General features: G+C 54.9%; 14 protein-coding genes. 12 read left to right on the top strand and 2 right to left on the bottom strand.

Annotated elements, in window-relative coordinates; all coding sequences use genetic code 11:
* Positions 1-193: 193 nt before the first annotated feature.
* Complete coding sequence (locus AB3175_RS09990; RefSeq protein ID WP_367360794.1) at positions 194-1,423, top strand: radical SAM protein; 1,230 nt, start codon at positions 194-196, stop codon at positions 1,421-1,423.
* 151 nt (positions 1,424-1,574) lie between these two features.
* A complete protein-coding gene (locus tag AB3175_RS09985; RefSeq protein ID WP_367360793.1) occupies positions 1,575-1,988 on the top strand; it encodes a 4Fe-4S binding protein in 414 nt (137 codons plus the stop codon).
* Positions 1,989-2,048: 60 nt separating this feature from the next.
* Here AB3175_RS09985 and AB3175_RS09980 read toward each other — a convergent pair whose 3' ends face one another.
* Positions 2,049-2,399, bottom strand: coding sequence for a hypothetical protein (locus tag AB3175_RS09980; RefSeq protein ID WP_367360792.1), 351 nt, complete (start codon positions 2,397-2,399; stop codon positions 2,049-2,051).
* Between the two features lie 162 nt (positions 2,400-2,561).
* On the opposite strand from AB3175_RS09980, the gene mtaB reads away from it, so the two are divergent.
* The 3 genes from mtaB to AB3175_RS09965 are packed head-to-tail and all read left to right on the top strand — an operon-like array spanning position 2,562 to position 5,685.
* On the top strand, positions 2,562-3,890 hold the full coding sequence (gene mtaB / locus AB3175_RS09975; protein WP_367360791.1) for a tRNA (N(6)-L-threonylcarbamoyladenosine(37)-C(2))-methylthiotransferase MtaB: 1,329 nt from the start codon (positions 2,562-2,564) through the stop codon (positions 3,888-3,890).
* Entirely contained in the window at positions 3,887-4,609 is a 723-nt protein-coding gene (rnc, locus tag AB3175_RS09970; RefSeq protein ID WP_367360790.1) for a ribonuclease III, read from the top strand. Before mtaB ends, rnc begins: the two co-directional genes overlap by 4 nt.
* A 5-nt stretch (positions 4,610-4,614) precedes the next feature.
* Positions 4,615-5,685 (top strand): elongator complex protein 3, encoded by a 1,071-nt coding sequence (locus AB3175_RS09965; RefSeq protein ID WP_367360789.1) that lies wholly within the window; start codon positions 4,615-4,617, stop codon positions 5,683-5,685.
* Here the strand turns inward: AB3175_RS09965 and AB3175_RS09960 are convergent.
* On the bottom strand, positions 5,680-6,246 hold the full coding sequence (locus AB3175_RS09960; RefSeq protein ID WP_367360788.1) for a phospholipase D family protein: 567 nt from the start codon (positions 6,244-6,246) through the stop codon (positions 5,680-5,682). The two genes, AB3175_RS09965 and AB3175_RS09960, sit on opposite strands and share 6 nt — an antisense overlap.
* A gap of 579 nt (positions 6,247-6,825) precedes the next feature.
* Between AB3175_RS09960 and AB3175_RS09955 the strand changes: the two genes are divergently transcribed.
* The 7 genes from AB3175_RS09955 to AB3175_RS09925 all read left to right on the top strand — a co-directional run bounded on the left by AB3175_RS09955 (position 6,826) and on the right by AB3175_RS09925 (position 13,714).
* Positions 6,826-7,095 carry a transposase gene (locus AB3175_RS09955; protein WP_367360787.1) on the top strand — a complete coding sequence of 90 codons (270 nt, stop codon included), beginning with the start codon at positions 6,826-6,828 and terminating at the stop codon, positions 7,093-7,095.
* 442 nt (positions 7,096-7,537) lie between these two features.
* On the top strand, positions 7,538-8,218 hold the full coding sequence (locus AB3175_RS09950; protein ID WP_367360786.1) for a PEP-CTERM sorting domain-containing protein: 681 nt from the start codon (positions 7,538-7,540) through the stop codon (positions 8,216-8,218).
* A 200-nt stretch (positions 8,219-8,418) separates the two neighbouring features.
* Entirely contained in the window at positions 8,419-9,306 is an 888-nt protein-coding gene (gene era, locus AB3175_RS09945; RefSeq protein WP_367360785.1) for a GTPase Era, read from the top strand.
* A gap of 112 nt (positions 9,307-9,418) precedes the next feature.
* The gene (locus AB3175_RS09940) at positions 9,419-10,102 is read left to right on the top strand and encodes a thiol:disulfide interchange protein DsbA/DsbL (protein ID WP_367360784.1); all 684 of its coding nucleotides are present in this window, start codon (positions 9,419-9,421) and stop codon (positions 10,100-10,102) included.
* 38 nt (positions 10,103-10,140) lie between these two features.
* A complete protein-coding gene (gene dsbI, locus AB3175_RS09935) occupies positions 10,141-10,779 on the top strand; it encodes a protein-disulfide oxidoreductase DsbI (protein ID WP_367360783.1) in 639 nt (212 codons plus the stop codon).
* A gap of 276 nt (positions 10,780-11,055) precedes the next feature.
* Positions 11,056-12,405 carry a ribosome biogenesis GTPase Der gene (der, locus tag AB3175_RS09930; RefSeq protein WP_367360782.1) on the top strand — a complete coding sequence of 450 codons (1,350 nt, stop codon included), beginning with the start codon at positions 11,056-11,058 and terminating at the stop codon, positions 12,403-12,405.
* Between the two features lie 121 nt (positions 12,406-12,526).
* Positions 12,527-13,714, top strand: coding sequence for a branched-chain amino acid ABC transporter substrate-binding protein (locus tag AB3175_RS09925; RefSeq protein ID WP_367360781.1), 1,188 nt, complete (start codon positions 12,527-12,529; stop codon positions 13,712-13,714).
* Positions 13,715-13,716 lie beyond the last annotated feature (2 nt).

Here is a 13,716-nt window from a genome sequence, read left to right as displayed (position 1 = left end):
TATGGAGAGATGCGGCTTTCAAAATCCAATTTAAATGACTCTATTATGGTTCGACTACGTTTGGTGGCTTAAAATATGCTAATGCACTTCATGATTGGGCATTGTTCCGCCGTTTGTTGATCCGGCCAGATTTTCCTGCCCTAATCAGGACATAACTCTCCCATATTTAAAACTCATTCTGATAAAAGTGATTATGAACGACAAAGATCAATCTACCAGAAGTGCAGTGTTTTTAACAAACGGGTGCCCTGAAAATCGGCTTGACGCTGCCAGTATGCTGGAATTGTGGCGCAGTCAAGGTCGGGATGTTTCTTCAGATGTCTCCAATGCCGATTTAATCCTTTTCAACGCTTGCGGCCTGACGGATGCCAACGAAATGACATCTCTAGAAATCATCAAAGATATAAGAAAGAAAAAGAAGAAAAGTTGTCGTCTTATTGTCTGCGGCTGCCTTCCAAGAATTAACCCCGCAGCTCTTGAAGGGATCTATGAGGATATTACGTTCGGATCGGATGATATTAAATCTTTTTCAAAATTGATAAATGCCGATCAATCAAGGAATTATCCTTGTGCTAATTATTTGCTTCCAATCACCACCTATAAAAATATCAGTATCAAAAGTATTAATCGATTCAATAAGCTAATTGATCCATATTTTACGTTGTATCATCTTTTGCTTAATAAACGATATTCCAGGTATGGGCGTGAAAGAGATATCTCCAATCCCCGCCATTATTTCATCAAAATCGCTACAGGTTGCGTACATCGTTGCTCCTACTGCGCCGTGAGACTATCACGAGGGCCTATTCACAGCAAGCCGATAGAAAACATTTTACAGGAGGTAAGAAAGGGCTTGATGGAGGGCTACTCAGATATTGCGCTTCTAGCAACGGATTCGGGCAGCTATGGTGTTGATCGTAACGCCACGTTTGTGGATCTCTTGAATGAAATTCTTTCCATCCCCGGAGACTTTCGTATTCGGCTTAGAAATGTCCATCCGCAGTTCTTGACGTTCAAGTTGCCAGACTTGGTTCCCATTTTTAAAACAGGCAGAATTGTACATATGACTTCGGCGATTCAATCCGGTAACAACAGAATTCTAAAACTGATGAATAGAAATTATACAGTCGAATCCTGTTGTGCCGCCTATGATGCGCTTAAGAAGGCATGTCCCTCTCTACAGATTCGATCCCAGATCATTGTGGGTTTTCCAGGTGAGACAGAAGCCGAATTTCAAGATAGTCTCAAAGTGATAGATACAGGATTATTTGATTTTATGGAGGTTTACCAATTCTCTCCCCGAATAAACACACCGGCTGCAGCGTTGGCAAACAATTTGTCATCGAGTGTTGTATCGAATCGTTACTATCGCCTGGTGAAAAAAATTGTGGAACAGATCGAGAACGGAAGGAAAACTCGGTGATTAACATTCACGTAGATTGATGTGCCTCAGTCGAAACCGGCCTTATCAATCTCAAATTTTACATGCCGTAAGGCCATGCATTTCTTGACAAGCCGAAGAAAGTAGTCGATAAGAAAGGCCTTGTATCACATTCGGAAAGAGGCTTGAAAGCATGTATTCCAAAAAGGTCATTGTCCACTATTCCGCCGGCATTGTCGAACAGCCGATCATCTACCAGCTGGTCAAAAAGTATGATCTGATCTTCAACATCCTCAAGGCCAGGATCTTCCCCCGGCGGGAAGGCGTCATCGTCCTGGAGCTGAGCGGCGAAAAGGACAACTTTGATGCGGGGGTCCGCTTTCTCCAGGAAAAGGGCCTGCGGGTCGAACCCCTGTCCAAGAGTGTCAGTCACAACACGGAAAAATGCGTGCACTGCGGTGCCTGCACCTCCTTCTGCCCCACCGGCGCCCTGTCCATGGACCCGGTCACCATGAAGGTCTCCTTCGATCCGGAAGTCTGCAACGGCTGCGGCCTCTGTGTGACCGCCTGCCCGGCGAGGGCGATGGAGATCAACCTGGGGTTCTGACCGGGGACCGGAACGTCCCCCCCCCCGACGAATGCCCGCCGCGGCTTGAGACGTTCTCATTTACCTGCTCGGCTGTTTCTCTTTCTCCTTTCCCGTCAGGGAATCCATGCCCTCGGTAAACTTCCTCCCCTTCTCGTAGACAACCTTTCCCGTTTCGTACGTTTTTTTGCCGGTCTCCACGATTTTTTCCGCCTTCACCCTGGTCTTCTGCCAGAATTCCCCCACGTCCTTCGAAGACCGGCCCGGCTCCTTCAGGTAGTGATATCCTGCGATGGCCAGAACGATAAGGACGCAGAACAGGGCGAGCTTGATCAGCCGATTGAAGATGAAGTAGCAGATCAGAACCGCCGCGGCAAGAATCAGCATCAAGGCGGTATGATGGGACGAAAGGTAAGCTAACAGGGAATCCATGGCCATCTCCAAAAGCAGAATCGCTTCATCTTAAAAGTTCTCTTTGATCCTCGCATTGTGATTACCGCGCTTTTGTAATAAAATCCAGCTCTCCTTTCGTCTTGACAAACTCTTTCAGGATGATAAGAGTCCATCCGGATCGAATCCGGAAAGGAGCAGGAATTGAAATCGGAACGCCCGTTGTCCAGGGTCGCAATCGCCACACTGGGCTGCAAAGTGAACCAGTACGAATCGGCGGGAATCGGGGAGGCCCTGGCGCGTTCAGGCCATGCCCTCGTCCCCTTTTCGGAAACAGCGGATTGCTACATCATCAACACCTGCACCGTAACGGCCCGGACCAACTACCAGTCCCGGCAGATCATCCGGCAGGCGATCCGGAAAAATCCCGAGGCCCTCATCGTGGTCACCGGATGCTACGCCCAGACCGCGCCGGATGAAATTGCCGAAATCCCCGGCGTTTCCCTGATTGCAGGTCATGGAGAGAAGGATCGGATCCCCGATCTGCTCGGCAGCCTGGAAAAAAACGGCCGGGAAATCCGTGTCGGGGACATTTCTCCGGTCCGGCCCTTTGCTTCCCTGCCTGTGAGTCGCTTTCAGGATCACACCCGGGCCTTCCTGAAGATCCAGGACGGCTGCAACGCCTGGTGCCGCTACTGCATCATTCCATCCGCCAGGGGAAGAAGCCGGAGCCTCTCGCAGGACGGGGTCCTGGAGAAGCTGAATCTCCTCGGCCGGGCGGGATACCGGGAGGCCGTCCTGACTGGAATTCACCTCGGGGCTTACGGGCAGGATCTCTCGCCGGAAACCTCCCTTGTCGACCTTTTGAAGCGGATCGAAAGGGAAAGGCCGCTGGAGCGACTCCGCCTGAGCTCCATTGAGCCCACCGAAATTTCGGATGACCTGATTTCGCTGCTGCGGAAATCCAGCCTGATCTGCCCCCATCTCCACATCCCGCTCCAGAGCGGCGACGACGCCATCCTCTCCGGGATGGGACGCCAGTATTCCGCCGCCTTTTATAAAGCCCTGCTGGTGGATCTCGAGGGGGCGATCCCCGATCTGGCCATCGGCATCGACGTTATCGCCGGCTTTCCCGGAGAGGATCGGGCATCCTTCGAAAACACACGGGAGCTGATCGAATCCCTGCCCGTGGCCTATCTCCATGTGTTCCCCTATTCGCCCCGCCCGGGGACCCCTGCTGCGGACATGCCCGATCAGGTTCCCCCGGACGAGAAGAAAAGGCGCGCGGAAATCCTGCGCGATCTTGGTTCGCGGAAGCGGGAAACCTTCGCCCGGCGTTTCCAGGGGCGCACCCTCCAGGTTCTCGTAGAGGAGCGGATTGACCGCATCAGCGGCCTGAGGAAGGGGTTTTCCGGCAATTATCTTCCGGTCCACCTGATCAACAGCAGGGCCTCCCAGGTCAACTCCCTGATCACGGTCCGGCTTGAAGGCTTCGAGGGCACAAGAATCCTGGGGAGGGTCCTTTCGCCATGACCGAAGAGCGCCATCAAGCCCTGAAGAACCTGGAAACGGCTCTTTCCCACCTCTTCGCCGACCTTTCCCTGCTGGATCATGCCCTCGTCCACCGCTCCTATGTCAACGAGAACCCGGCATGCTCCTTCGGCGACAACGAACGGATGGAATTTCTGGGAGATGCCGTTCTCGAACTGTGCATCACCGATCTGCTGATGAAAACCTTCCCGGACTATTCGGAGGGTCAGCTGTCCAAACTGCGGGCCTCCGTCGTCAACGAGCAGCCCCTGGCCGATCTCGCCAGGAAACTCGAGATCGGTCGCTGCCTCCTCCTGGGCAAAGGGGAGGAAAGCTCCGGCGGCCGCTCCAAAACCTCCATCCTGGCCGATACCCTTGAAGCCGTCATCGCCGCCGTTTACCTGGATGGGGGCTTTGACCGGGCCTGCGAAGTGGTCCGCGGACTTTTCAGCCTCCTGATCGTAGAAGGAAGCCGCAACCTGACCTACCGGGACTACAAGACGGCCCTCCAGGAGTACAGCCAGAACCGGTTCAAGGAGATTCCCAGCTATGCGCTCATCGGGGAATATGGCCCGGACCATGACAAAATCTTCGAGAGCCGCCTTTCCCTTTCCGGGATCCTGGAAACAACGGGCAGGGGGAAAAGCAAAAAGGAGGCGGAACAGAACGCCGCCCATGCCGCCCTGGATGCCCTGATGCAGAATTCCGATGAGCAAGGCTGAGCTTCATGGCCGCCCCCCGGATCATTCCGATCTTTCTGCCCTACCAGGGATGTCGCCAACGCTGCATCTACTGCAACGAAAGTATAGCGACGGGCGTGGCGCCGGGAGCCCTCTCCGAAGAGACTCTGCAAAAGATCATGGCGCTTTCCTCCGGCCGCTCAAAACCGGACTGCCGGCCGGTTCAGATCGCCTTCTACGGAGGGACCTTCACCGGAATGGCGGCAGAGGAACAGACCCGCCTGCTGAGGATGGTCCAGCCCTTTCTGCGGGAAGGCCGGGTCGACAGCCTCCGGATTTCCACGAGGCCCGACGAGATTGACGAGGATAACCTCGATCTCCTGCGCCGTCATGGCGTAAAGACCGTGGAAATCGGCGCCCAGTCTCTCGTTGAGGACGTCCTTCGCCGATCCCGGAGGGGCCACACCGTGGAAGATGTGCTCTCCGCCGTGAAACGCCTGCGCCGGAAAGGGTTCGAGATCGGAATACACCTGATGGCCGGCCTTCCTGGCGACAGCCGGCAGTCCTTCGCAACCACCATCGACCGCACCTGCATCCTCCAGCCGGACACGGTCCGGCTCCATCCGACCCTGGTCTTCCGGGACACGGCTCTCGCGGCCCTGTACAACGAAGGGCGCTATTCCCCCCTTTCCCTCTCCGAAGCCGTCCGGCAGTCCCGCTATGCCCTGCTCCGCCTGGAAAAGGCGGGCATCGCGGTCATCCGGATCGGCCTGCAGACAACGCCGGAAATGGAGCTCCCGGGCAATGTCGTCGCCGGCCCTTTTTCCCCGGCGCTGCGCTCTCTCGTGAATGCCGGAATCTTCCGGGAAATGGCCTCGCTCCAGCTTTCCGCCGTTGCGCCCGAGGGCCGAACCGTGGCGTTTCTTCTCTCCCAGCGGGACATCTCGGATTTCCGGGGGAAGAAAAACGAAAACATCGCGTTCCTTACCAAGCGGTTCGGACTGCAAGGGATCCGGATCGCCGGAAGCCCCGATTATCCCAGAGGCTGGCTGACGCTCCGGAGCGACGGCCGAACCGTCGTTCTCCATCGCACAGGCCTCCTTACCACTCTGTCATGACGGTTCGGACGGCTTCTGGTAGGCGTGGGAGTGGGCCCTGTGCGCCTCCCAGTTTTTCAGATACAGCCCGGCGATCGCCCCGTCCCGGATAATGAGCAGATTTTCCGCATTTTTCTCCTCGGCGGCCCTGGTAAAATTGAAGCTGCCGGTAATAACCGTCTGCTGATCGATCACCATGACCTTATTGTGCGCAATGGCGTGCTGATCGTCGATGAACGTCGGGATTCCCCGGTTGGTCATAAAATTCGCCGTCCCGTATTTGGTCGTTTCGGCATTGGATTTGTCCAGGATGACGTCGATCTTTACGCCCCGTTTCCGGGCATCGAGCAGCGCCCTGGCAATCGGGCGCGACGTAAAGGAATAGGCCTGCACCTTGATTTCCGAGGTCGCCCGGTTCAGCTCCTGAACGATCGCCTCGGTGCAGCCTCCGCCGGGGCTGAAACAAACGCGGATGGCCGCCCTGTCCACGGCCTGCCGCCTCTCCTGCTGTTCACAGGCGCAGATCCCGATCAGAAGGACCGCAACCAGAAGAAGACCCGTATAGATTCCCCTGTTTTTCACTTCTTGTAAAACCTCCCCAAAGAGCCTGTCATGTCCTGTTCAGGCGCAATAAAAAGCTCTCTCTACATCCCTTTACAGCCTTTCGTCAAGAGCTGGTCAGGAAAAACTGGACAGCATACGTGATTAAGCTGCTCTTTAATGCCCCAAAGGAGGAACAACATATGAGAAAAAGCCCGAGAAAAAATCATGCAGCAGCGTTCAAAGCAAACGTGGCCCTAAGAGTTTGTCGGACGTTTCCGATTTAATGTGATACAGCCGCTCTTCTTTGAAACAGGGGTGTCCCTGGGATGAGCTTACACTTTATTCCGTGTGACCGAAAGACGCCTTTTCTGCCTCCGCCGTCAATTGACGCCGAGGACATCTACGAAGACTGGTGGCCTGAAGGTCACCGTGCCCGCTTTGTGGTTGAGGTTGTTTTTACAACTCAACCTTCGTTCTTGAAGAGATTCCTATGCCGGTCGCAATCCCCAACCATACAACCCGGAGATGCTGACAGCGGATACTTCAGCAAGTCGAAAGTCGCTGCCTGTGAAAGGCAAGAATTGAAACCTTACATTGCCGTCGATCGAGAGGACTACAATGAACCCTTATGGCGTCGATTCCAGGAACCGCCGCCGCTGCCAGACAATGCCGATGCCGGCACTAAGGATGAAACACCGGCTCCGGACAACGGCAGGAAAAGCCGTCTCTGGATTACGCAAGACAACCTCGGATCCGGTTTTTGGAATCATCAAGGCAGTCATGGGATTCAGAAGCTTCCAGAGGCGTGGTTTTGCAAAGGCACAAGGGGGATGGAGTCTTGCCTGCATTGCCTGGCACATCAAAATGCTGCATGCCATGACCCGATAGATTGAAAAAGAGCAGAATTTCTCCAAGGAATAAACAGAGCATATTCAAACCGCATCCGATTATGGTCTGAAAGAGCCAGGACAATCCGCATAAAATTGTTTTAATCTTTTACAATTCCTGAATTAATAATAAATCATAGCGATTATAAAATATTGAATCAAAATTCTTCATCTGGCATCAAATATTTTCGTCGGAAATGTTTACAATTTTCATTTAAGTAACTTTTATAAATTATAAATTACCCATATAAAACAAGATATTACGTACAAGGCATGATTAATGCTCATGCGTATAATGAAATGATGCTTAAATGGAATTGTTGGAAGTGAGAAAATATTTTAACTGGTTATGGAGCTGCGAGGACGTGGCTTTCGTTTATGTTGATAAGTGCTTATTGCAGGAAGATTTATAAAATACTACGAAAAATAGAAAGGAGAACGTAATGAAAAAGTTAATTGCACTTATGATTGTAATGGTTGCGAGTCTTATGTTATGCGGTGTCGTCATGGCGGTCCCCATAACATCCACGGTAACGGCAGGCGATAAAGATTGGGGCGCAACTCGCAGTGCCTATGATGACACGACAAACATGGACTGGTATGTTTTCAAGGCTGGAAGTGAGGTATCGGGTGCTGCAACGAACAGCAAAGGGCTCATTTCCTGGACATACAACCTGCCTTACCAGATTACAACGGCGATTTCTGGAAGTATGACGGCTAGGGTATGGGATATCGATCCGAGTGATATCATGACGGTTTATTTTGACTTTGGAAATGGGAACATTGTTAATGCTGGCCTCTTAACCGGCAGTGATGGCGGAAATATTACTACCTGGGAAACTGCTGTCGCCAATGGCACCACTGCTTCACTTGGCGGCTGGTCGACGACCACCTTTGCTCTTGATTCCGTTGCATTAGCAGCGCTTTCTGGAACGACGGGATTTAATCTTCTTCTCGCGGTAGAGAATACTGCAACTTCTTGGGCTGCAGTTATCGACTATGCCGATTTCACCCTGACCTATGAACCAGGCGCCCCCAATCCGGTTCCCGAACCCACCACGATGATGCTTCTTGGTTTTGGTTTGATCGGCTTGGCTGGAGCCTTTAGACGGTTTAGAAACTAACGAAACACACGATAAGTTTATATCGAAAGGCAGGGTCAGAAATGGTCCTGCCTTTTTTCTTGTCTTTTGATCAATGCTCTTCATTCCCCCATAAAATATCCGCCTGTTTCAGCCCTCCTGATCTGTTAGGACGTCGTTCCGGTTGCAGGGCCGATTTTTCCATGTTATGGAAAAACAAATGCAAGGGGGAAATTTCCGTCATGTTCAAATCCGGCTTTATCGGAATCATCGGCAGGCCCAATGTGGGAAAATCAACGCTGCTCAACGGCATCCTGGGCGAAAAGCTGGCCATCATCACCTCCAAACCCCAGACCACCCGGAACCGGATCCTGGGCATCTTCAACCGGGAAGACGCCCAGTTCATCTTTGTGGATACGCCGGGGATCCATTCGCCCCGAACGCCGCTGAACCGGGCCATGGTCCGCGCAGCGACGGACACCTTTGCCGACTCCGATGTTCTTCTGCTCGTCGTGGAAGCGGGGCAGGAGATCGGCCCCGACGAGCGGCTCATCCTCGAATCCCTGCAGGGAAACTCCATCCCCAAGTTCCTGGTCCTGAACAAGATCGACCTGATCCGCAGGGAGCAGCTTCTGCCGCAGATGGAGGCCTTCCGCCACCAGCATCCCTTCGCCGAAATGATCCCGGTGTCCGCACTGACCGGCGAGGGCATTCCCCTTCTTCTCGATGAGCTCTGGAAATACCTGCCGGAGGGCCCCCGGTATTTTCCGGAGGACATGATGACGGACTCCAGCGAGCGATTCGTCGCCGCAGAGATGATCCGGGAAAAGATTCTGCTGTTGACCCATAAGGAAATCCCCTATTCCGCGGCCGTCGTCGTCGATTCCTTCAAGGAGGACGAGGCAAAAAATCTCATCCGCATCTCGGCCACGATCAACGTGGAAAAGGAATCGCAGAAGGGGATCCTCATCGGAAAGAAAGGCTCCATGCTGAAGGAAATCGGTTCAAGAGCCCGGGTGGACATGGAGAAGTTCTTTGCGGCCCGGATTTTCCTGGAGCTCTTCGTGCGGGTGAGAAAGGACTGGACGAAGGACGCCAAAAGGCTCCGTGAATTCGGCTACAGCGAATGATCCGGGTCCGACCCCTGGTTTTATCCCGTGAAAAAAAAGCCGCCACTTCAAAAAAGGCGGTTTTGGAATTGCATTTATTTCCGAGGTTAAACACAAGGAGGGAGGAAAGCTTATGACAACGTTGACGGGAAGAAAAAGGCTCTTGACGCTCATCACGGCCATGTTTCTTCTTCCGGCGTTTTCCTTTGCGGCGCCGGCGCTGCACGCGGCCGTTCGAGAGGACGTTGACTATGTGACCCTGGCGAAGCCCGTTGCCGGCATGGACCGGGCCGTGATCGAAGTCTTCAGCTACGACTGCACCTTCTGCTACAAGCACGACCAGATGGTCATCCCCAACCTGGCAAAGATCCTGGCCAGAGACGGCATCCGGTTCGTCCCCTGGCATCTCAAAACCCGGGGCCGATACGGCTCCCAGGCAAGCGAACTCTTCGCATCGCTCCTGACCAAGGACGAGAAGGCCGGTTTAGGCCTTTTCGACGACCGGGCTTCCTTCAAAAAGGCCAAGTTCGCCTACTACAGAGCCTATCACGACAGCAGGGAGCGATGGGACAGGGGACCGGAGAGCTTTCTGAAAACAGGCCTGGACGCCGCCGGGATTTCCGGCGGGGAATTTCAGAAGCTTCTTCGGGAGCCGGCCACCCAGGCCCGCCTCAAAGACTGGGATGGTGCGTATGAAATCGCCAGGATCCAGGGAATTCCGGCCTTTGTCGTAAAGGGAAAATACCTGCTCTCCATGAAAAACCTCCGGTCGCTGGACGACATGGCGGCCAAGATCAGGGAACTGATGGCAAAATAGCCCTCCGCCGGGGCCATCTTCCGGTTTCATGAGAAGGCATGATGAATTGGATCGAAAAAATAGCCGCCTTGCAGGACCGCCGGATTTTATGGGTCCTGATGGCGATCATCGGCATCGGCCTTGCCCTCACCTCGTTTCTCGTCTTCCAGAGGTGGCTCTACCTGAGGCCGTGCGAACAGTGCGTCTACATCCGCTTCGCCATGGCCTGTATCGCCGTCGGCGGCGCTGTCGGCGCCGTCAATCCCAGGGTTCTCGTGCTGAAGCTTGCCGGTTACGGCGCGGCGGTCTATGGCGCGACTAAGGGGATCGACTACTCTCTGACGCTGATCCGGATCGGCGAGGCGTACCGCAGCGGCAATCTTTTCGGTGTCCAGGGCTGCAGTGCGGAGCCGGCGTTTCCCTTTCACCTGCCCTTGCACTCGTGGTTTCCCGCCACCTTTCTACCCACGGAAGACTGCGGCGTCAGCTATCCGATCATTCCCGAAGGCGCCGTTTTAAGCCCCATGCAGAAATACTTTACGGACCTGTACCGCGACGGCTGGTACCTGATCCCCTCCCGCCAGTTCATGACCATGGAGCAGTGCACGCTGCTGTGCTTCAGCCTGATCCTCACCGCCCTCCTGATTTGCCTGATTTGCTGGACGATTGTCCAGGCAGGAAACAGACGTCGCCCCTGAGAATTCAAGGAACGCTTTTTCCTGACGGCGGACCGGGCTGCCCGGAGAGCCCGTATTTTCCTGTTGCCCTCTTTTCTCTTGAACTGTCCGGCAAGATGTGCCAAATATCCCGTCAATTCCATGTGCGGAGATGAAGGGAATCATCCGATTTTTCGCTTTTATCTTCCTGCCCGGCCCATTCTTCCGGAAGCTCCTCATCAAAGGAACTTCCCTCCTGTTCTCCATGGCACACCGGCCGGGAAAGACCGTCCGCACCATTTCAATAAGGGGTAGGTTTTGGAAAGAAACACCATTGTCGCCATCGTCGGAAGGCCCAACGTGGGCAAATCCACGCTGTTCAACCGGCTGTCCCATAAAAGCAAGGCCATCGTCATCGATGTGCCGGGAGCCACGCGGGACCGGAACTACGCGGACTGCAGCTGGTACGGACGCCGGTATACCCTGATCGACACGGGAGGCTTCGAACCCGCTTCCACGGAGACCATCCTCATCCAGATGCGCGAACAGACCCATCTGGCCATTGAAGAGGCCGACCTCGTGATCTTTCTCATGGATGGGCGGGACGGCCTGACCCCCGCCGACATCGAAATTTCGGCGATGCTGCGGGAAGCGGGGAAAACCGTCTTTTACGCCGTCAACAAGGTTGACGGCCCCCGCCATGAAGGCTTCCTGCCCGAATTCTACCGCCTCGGAGCGCCCCGGATCCATGACATCTCCGCACAGCATGGCCTGGGCATCGACGAACTGATGGATGACCTGGCGGAATATCTTCCTCCGGCAAGAAAGCCTCCCGAAGAAGGCGAAGAGGAAAAAGCGGGGGAGCGGATCCGGATCGCCCTGATCGGGAAACCCAACGTGGGCAAATCGTCCCTGCTGAACAAGATTCTCGGTTATGAGCGGACCATCGCCAACCCCACACCGGGAACGACCCGGGACGCCATCGATACCCCCTTTACCTTCAGCGGCCGGAACTATCTGCTCGTCGACACGGCCGGCATCCGGAAGAAGAGCCGCATCAGCCTTCAGCTCGAAAAGTACAGCGTCGTCCAGGCCCTGAAGACCCTGGATCGCTGCGAAATCGCCCTGCTGCTCATCGACGCGGAGGAGGGGATCACGGACCAGGACACCAAGATTGCGGGGCTCGCCTTCGAAAAGGGCCGGGCGGTCATTGTCGTGGTGAACAAATGGGATAAGATCGCCAAGGACAACAGCACGGTGGGCCGCTACGTCGAGGACATCCACGACCGGCTGAAATTCATGGATTTCGCCCCCATCATCTTCGTCTCCGCCCTGAGCGGCCAGCGTGTCATGCGGATTTTTTCCCAGGTGGAGGAGGTGTACCGGCAGTACACGGCCAGGATCGGCACGGGGGAGCTGAACCGGAAGATGACGGAGATTGTCACCCGCAATCCGCCGCCCCAGTACGCGAAAAAGGGGCACCCCTTCAACTACGTCACCCAGGTGGCCGTCAAACCGCCCACCTTCGCCTTCTTTGTCGCCAAGCCTGCGGAAATCCATTTTTCCTATGAGCGATTCCTGATCAATTCCCTGCGGGAGTCTTTCGGGTTTACAGAAGTCCCCATCCGGATCGTTTTTCGCAGGAAGCACCGGGACACCGGCTCCTGAAGGCTTGATTTCGCCTTGACTCCCTCCGACTTTTTCAGTAGTAATGCTGGGTTTTAAATTTCGGATTACCCTGTCATTTGCGCGGGATAACAAATTTACAAGCGCCCTTCAGGAGGTTGCCATGAAGCGTTTTTTACATCGTTCTTCTTCGAGCCTGATCTTTTCAGGATTCTTGATCCTGCTGCTCCTCGCATCCCTTGCCGGCTGCGCCGGGGAGGAGGGGAAATCGCCCGCCGGCGGAGAGAAAAAGGAAGCCGCTGCGGCAAACGACATCCGGATCGGCGTCGCCGGGGCTCACAGCGGCGATCTGGCCTCTTACGGACTGCCCACGGTCAAGGCGGCGGAACTGGTGGTCAAGGACATCAACGCCAAGGGGGGCATTCTGGGGCGGCAGGTCAAACTTCTTGTTGAAGACGATGCCTGCAAGCCGGAAATGGCCGCCAACACCGCGGCCAAGCTCGTCTCGGCCAAGGTCCATGCCGTCATCGGCCATATCTGCAGCGGCGCGACGAAAGCGGCCATAGGGATCTACAAGGATGCCGGGATCGTCGCGATAACCCCGTCGGCTACGAATCCCGAGCTGACCCAGAGCGGCCGGTACCCCAATTTCTTCCGGACCATCGCCCCCGATGACGCCCAGGCGAAGATGCAGGTGGATTTCGCCCTCAACCGCCTCAACGCCCGCAGGATCGCCGTTCTCCATGACAAGGGCGATTATGGGAAGGGCCTGGCTGAATTCGCCAAAAAGTTCGTCGAAGCGTCCGGTGTGGCCGAAGTCGTCCTCTTTGAAGGGGTGACGCCGGGCGCCGTGGACTATTCGGCAGTCGTCCAGAAGATCAGGGGGACCAAAGCCGATGCCGTCATTTACGGCGGCTATCATCCCGAGGCTTCCTCCATCGTCATGCAGATGCGCAAGAAGGGCATGAAAACCGCTTTCCTCTCCGATGACGGCGTCAAGGACACCACCTTCATCAAGGTTGCCGGCCCCTACGCGGAAGGCGTCTATGCCACAGGTCCCAGAGACACATCCTCCAACCCCATCGCCATAGCCGCCAATGAGGCCCACAAGAAGGCCTATGGATCCGAACCCGGCGCCTTCTTCCTGAACGCCTATGCCGCAACACAGGCGCTTCTCAACGCCATCGAAAAGGCCGGATCCACGGATTATGAAAAGGTCCGGCAGGCCCTGCGCTCCCAGGAGGTGGAGACTCCCCTTGGAACGATACATTTTGACGTAAAGGGCGAGGCCGTCGGAGTGGGTTTTGCCATGTACCAGGTGAAGAATGGTGTCTACACTGAGGTTGAGTAAGA

Source organism: Syntrophus sp. (in: bacteria) (genome assembly GCF_040768185.1).
GTDB lineage: Bacteria > Desulfobacterota > Syntrophia > Syntrophales > Syntrophaceae > Syntrophus > Syntrophus buswellii.
Note: the sequence above shows the minus strand (reverse complement) of the source record. Positions and strands in the feature narration are given on the sequence as shown.

Bases quoted from the DNA above. Each gene is read 5' to 3' on its own strand.
- AB3175_RS09990 (WP_367360794.1), top strand. From the start codon at position 194: ATGAACGACAAAGATCAATCTACCAGAAGTGCAGTGTTTTTAACAAAC.
- AB3175_RS09985 (WP_367360793.1), top strand. From the start codon at position 1,575: ATGTATTCCAAAAAGGTCATTGTCCACTATTCCGCCGGCATTGTCGAA.
- AB3175_RS09980 (WP_367360792.1), bottom strand. From the start codon at position 2,399: ATGGATTCCCTGTTAGCTTACCTTTCGTCCCATCATACCGCCTTGATG.
- rnc (WP_367360790.1), top strand. From the start codon at position 3,887: ATGACCGAAGAGCGCCATCAAGCCCTGAAGAACCTGGAAACGGCTCTT.
- AB3175_RS09965 (WP_367360789.1), top strand. From the start codon at position 4,615: ATGGCCGCCCCCCGGATCATTCCGATCTTTCTGCCCTACCAGGGATGT.
- AB3175_RS09955 (WP_367360787.1), top strand. From the start codon at position 6,826: ATGAACCCTTATGGCGTCGATTCCAGGAACCGCCGCCGCTGCCAGACA.
- AB3175_RS09950 (WP_367360786.1), top strand. From the start codon at position 7,538: ATGAAAAAGTTAATTGCACTTATGATTGTAATGGTTGCGAGTCTTATG.
- era (WP_367360785.1), top strand. From the start codon at position 8,419: ATGTTCAAATCCGGCTTTATCGGAATCATCGGCAGGCCCAATGTGGGA.
- AB3175_RS09940 (WP_367360784.1), top strand. From the start codon at position 9,419: ATGACAACGTTGACGGGAAGAAAAAGGCTCTTGACGCTCATCACGGCC.
- dsbI (WP_367360783.1), top strand. From the start codon at position 10,141: ATGATGAATTGGATCGAAAAAATAGCCGCCTTGCAGGACCGCCGGATT.
- AB3175_RS09925 (WP_367360781.1), top strand. From the start codon at position 12,527: ATGAAGCGTTTTTTACATCGTTCTTCTTCGAGCCTGATCTTTTCAGGA.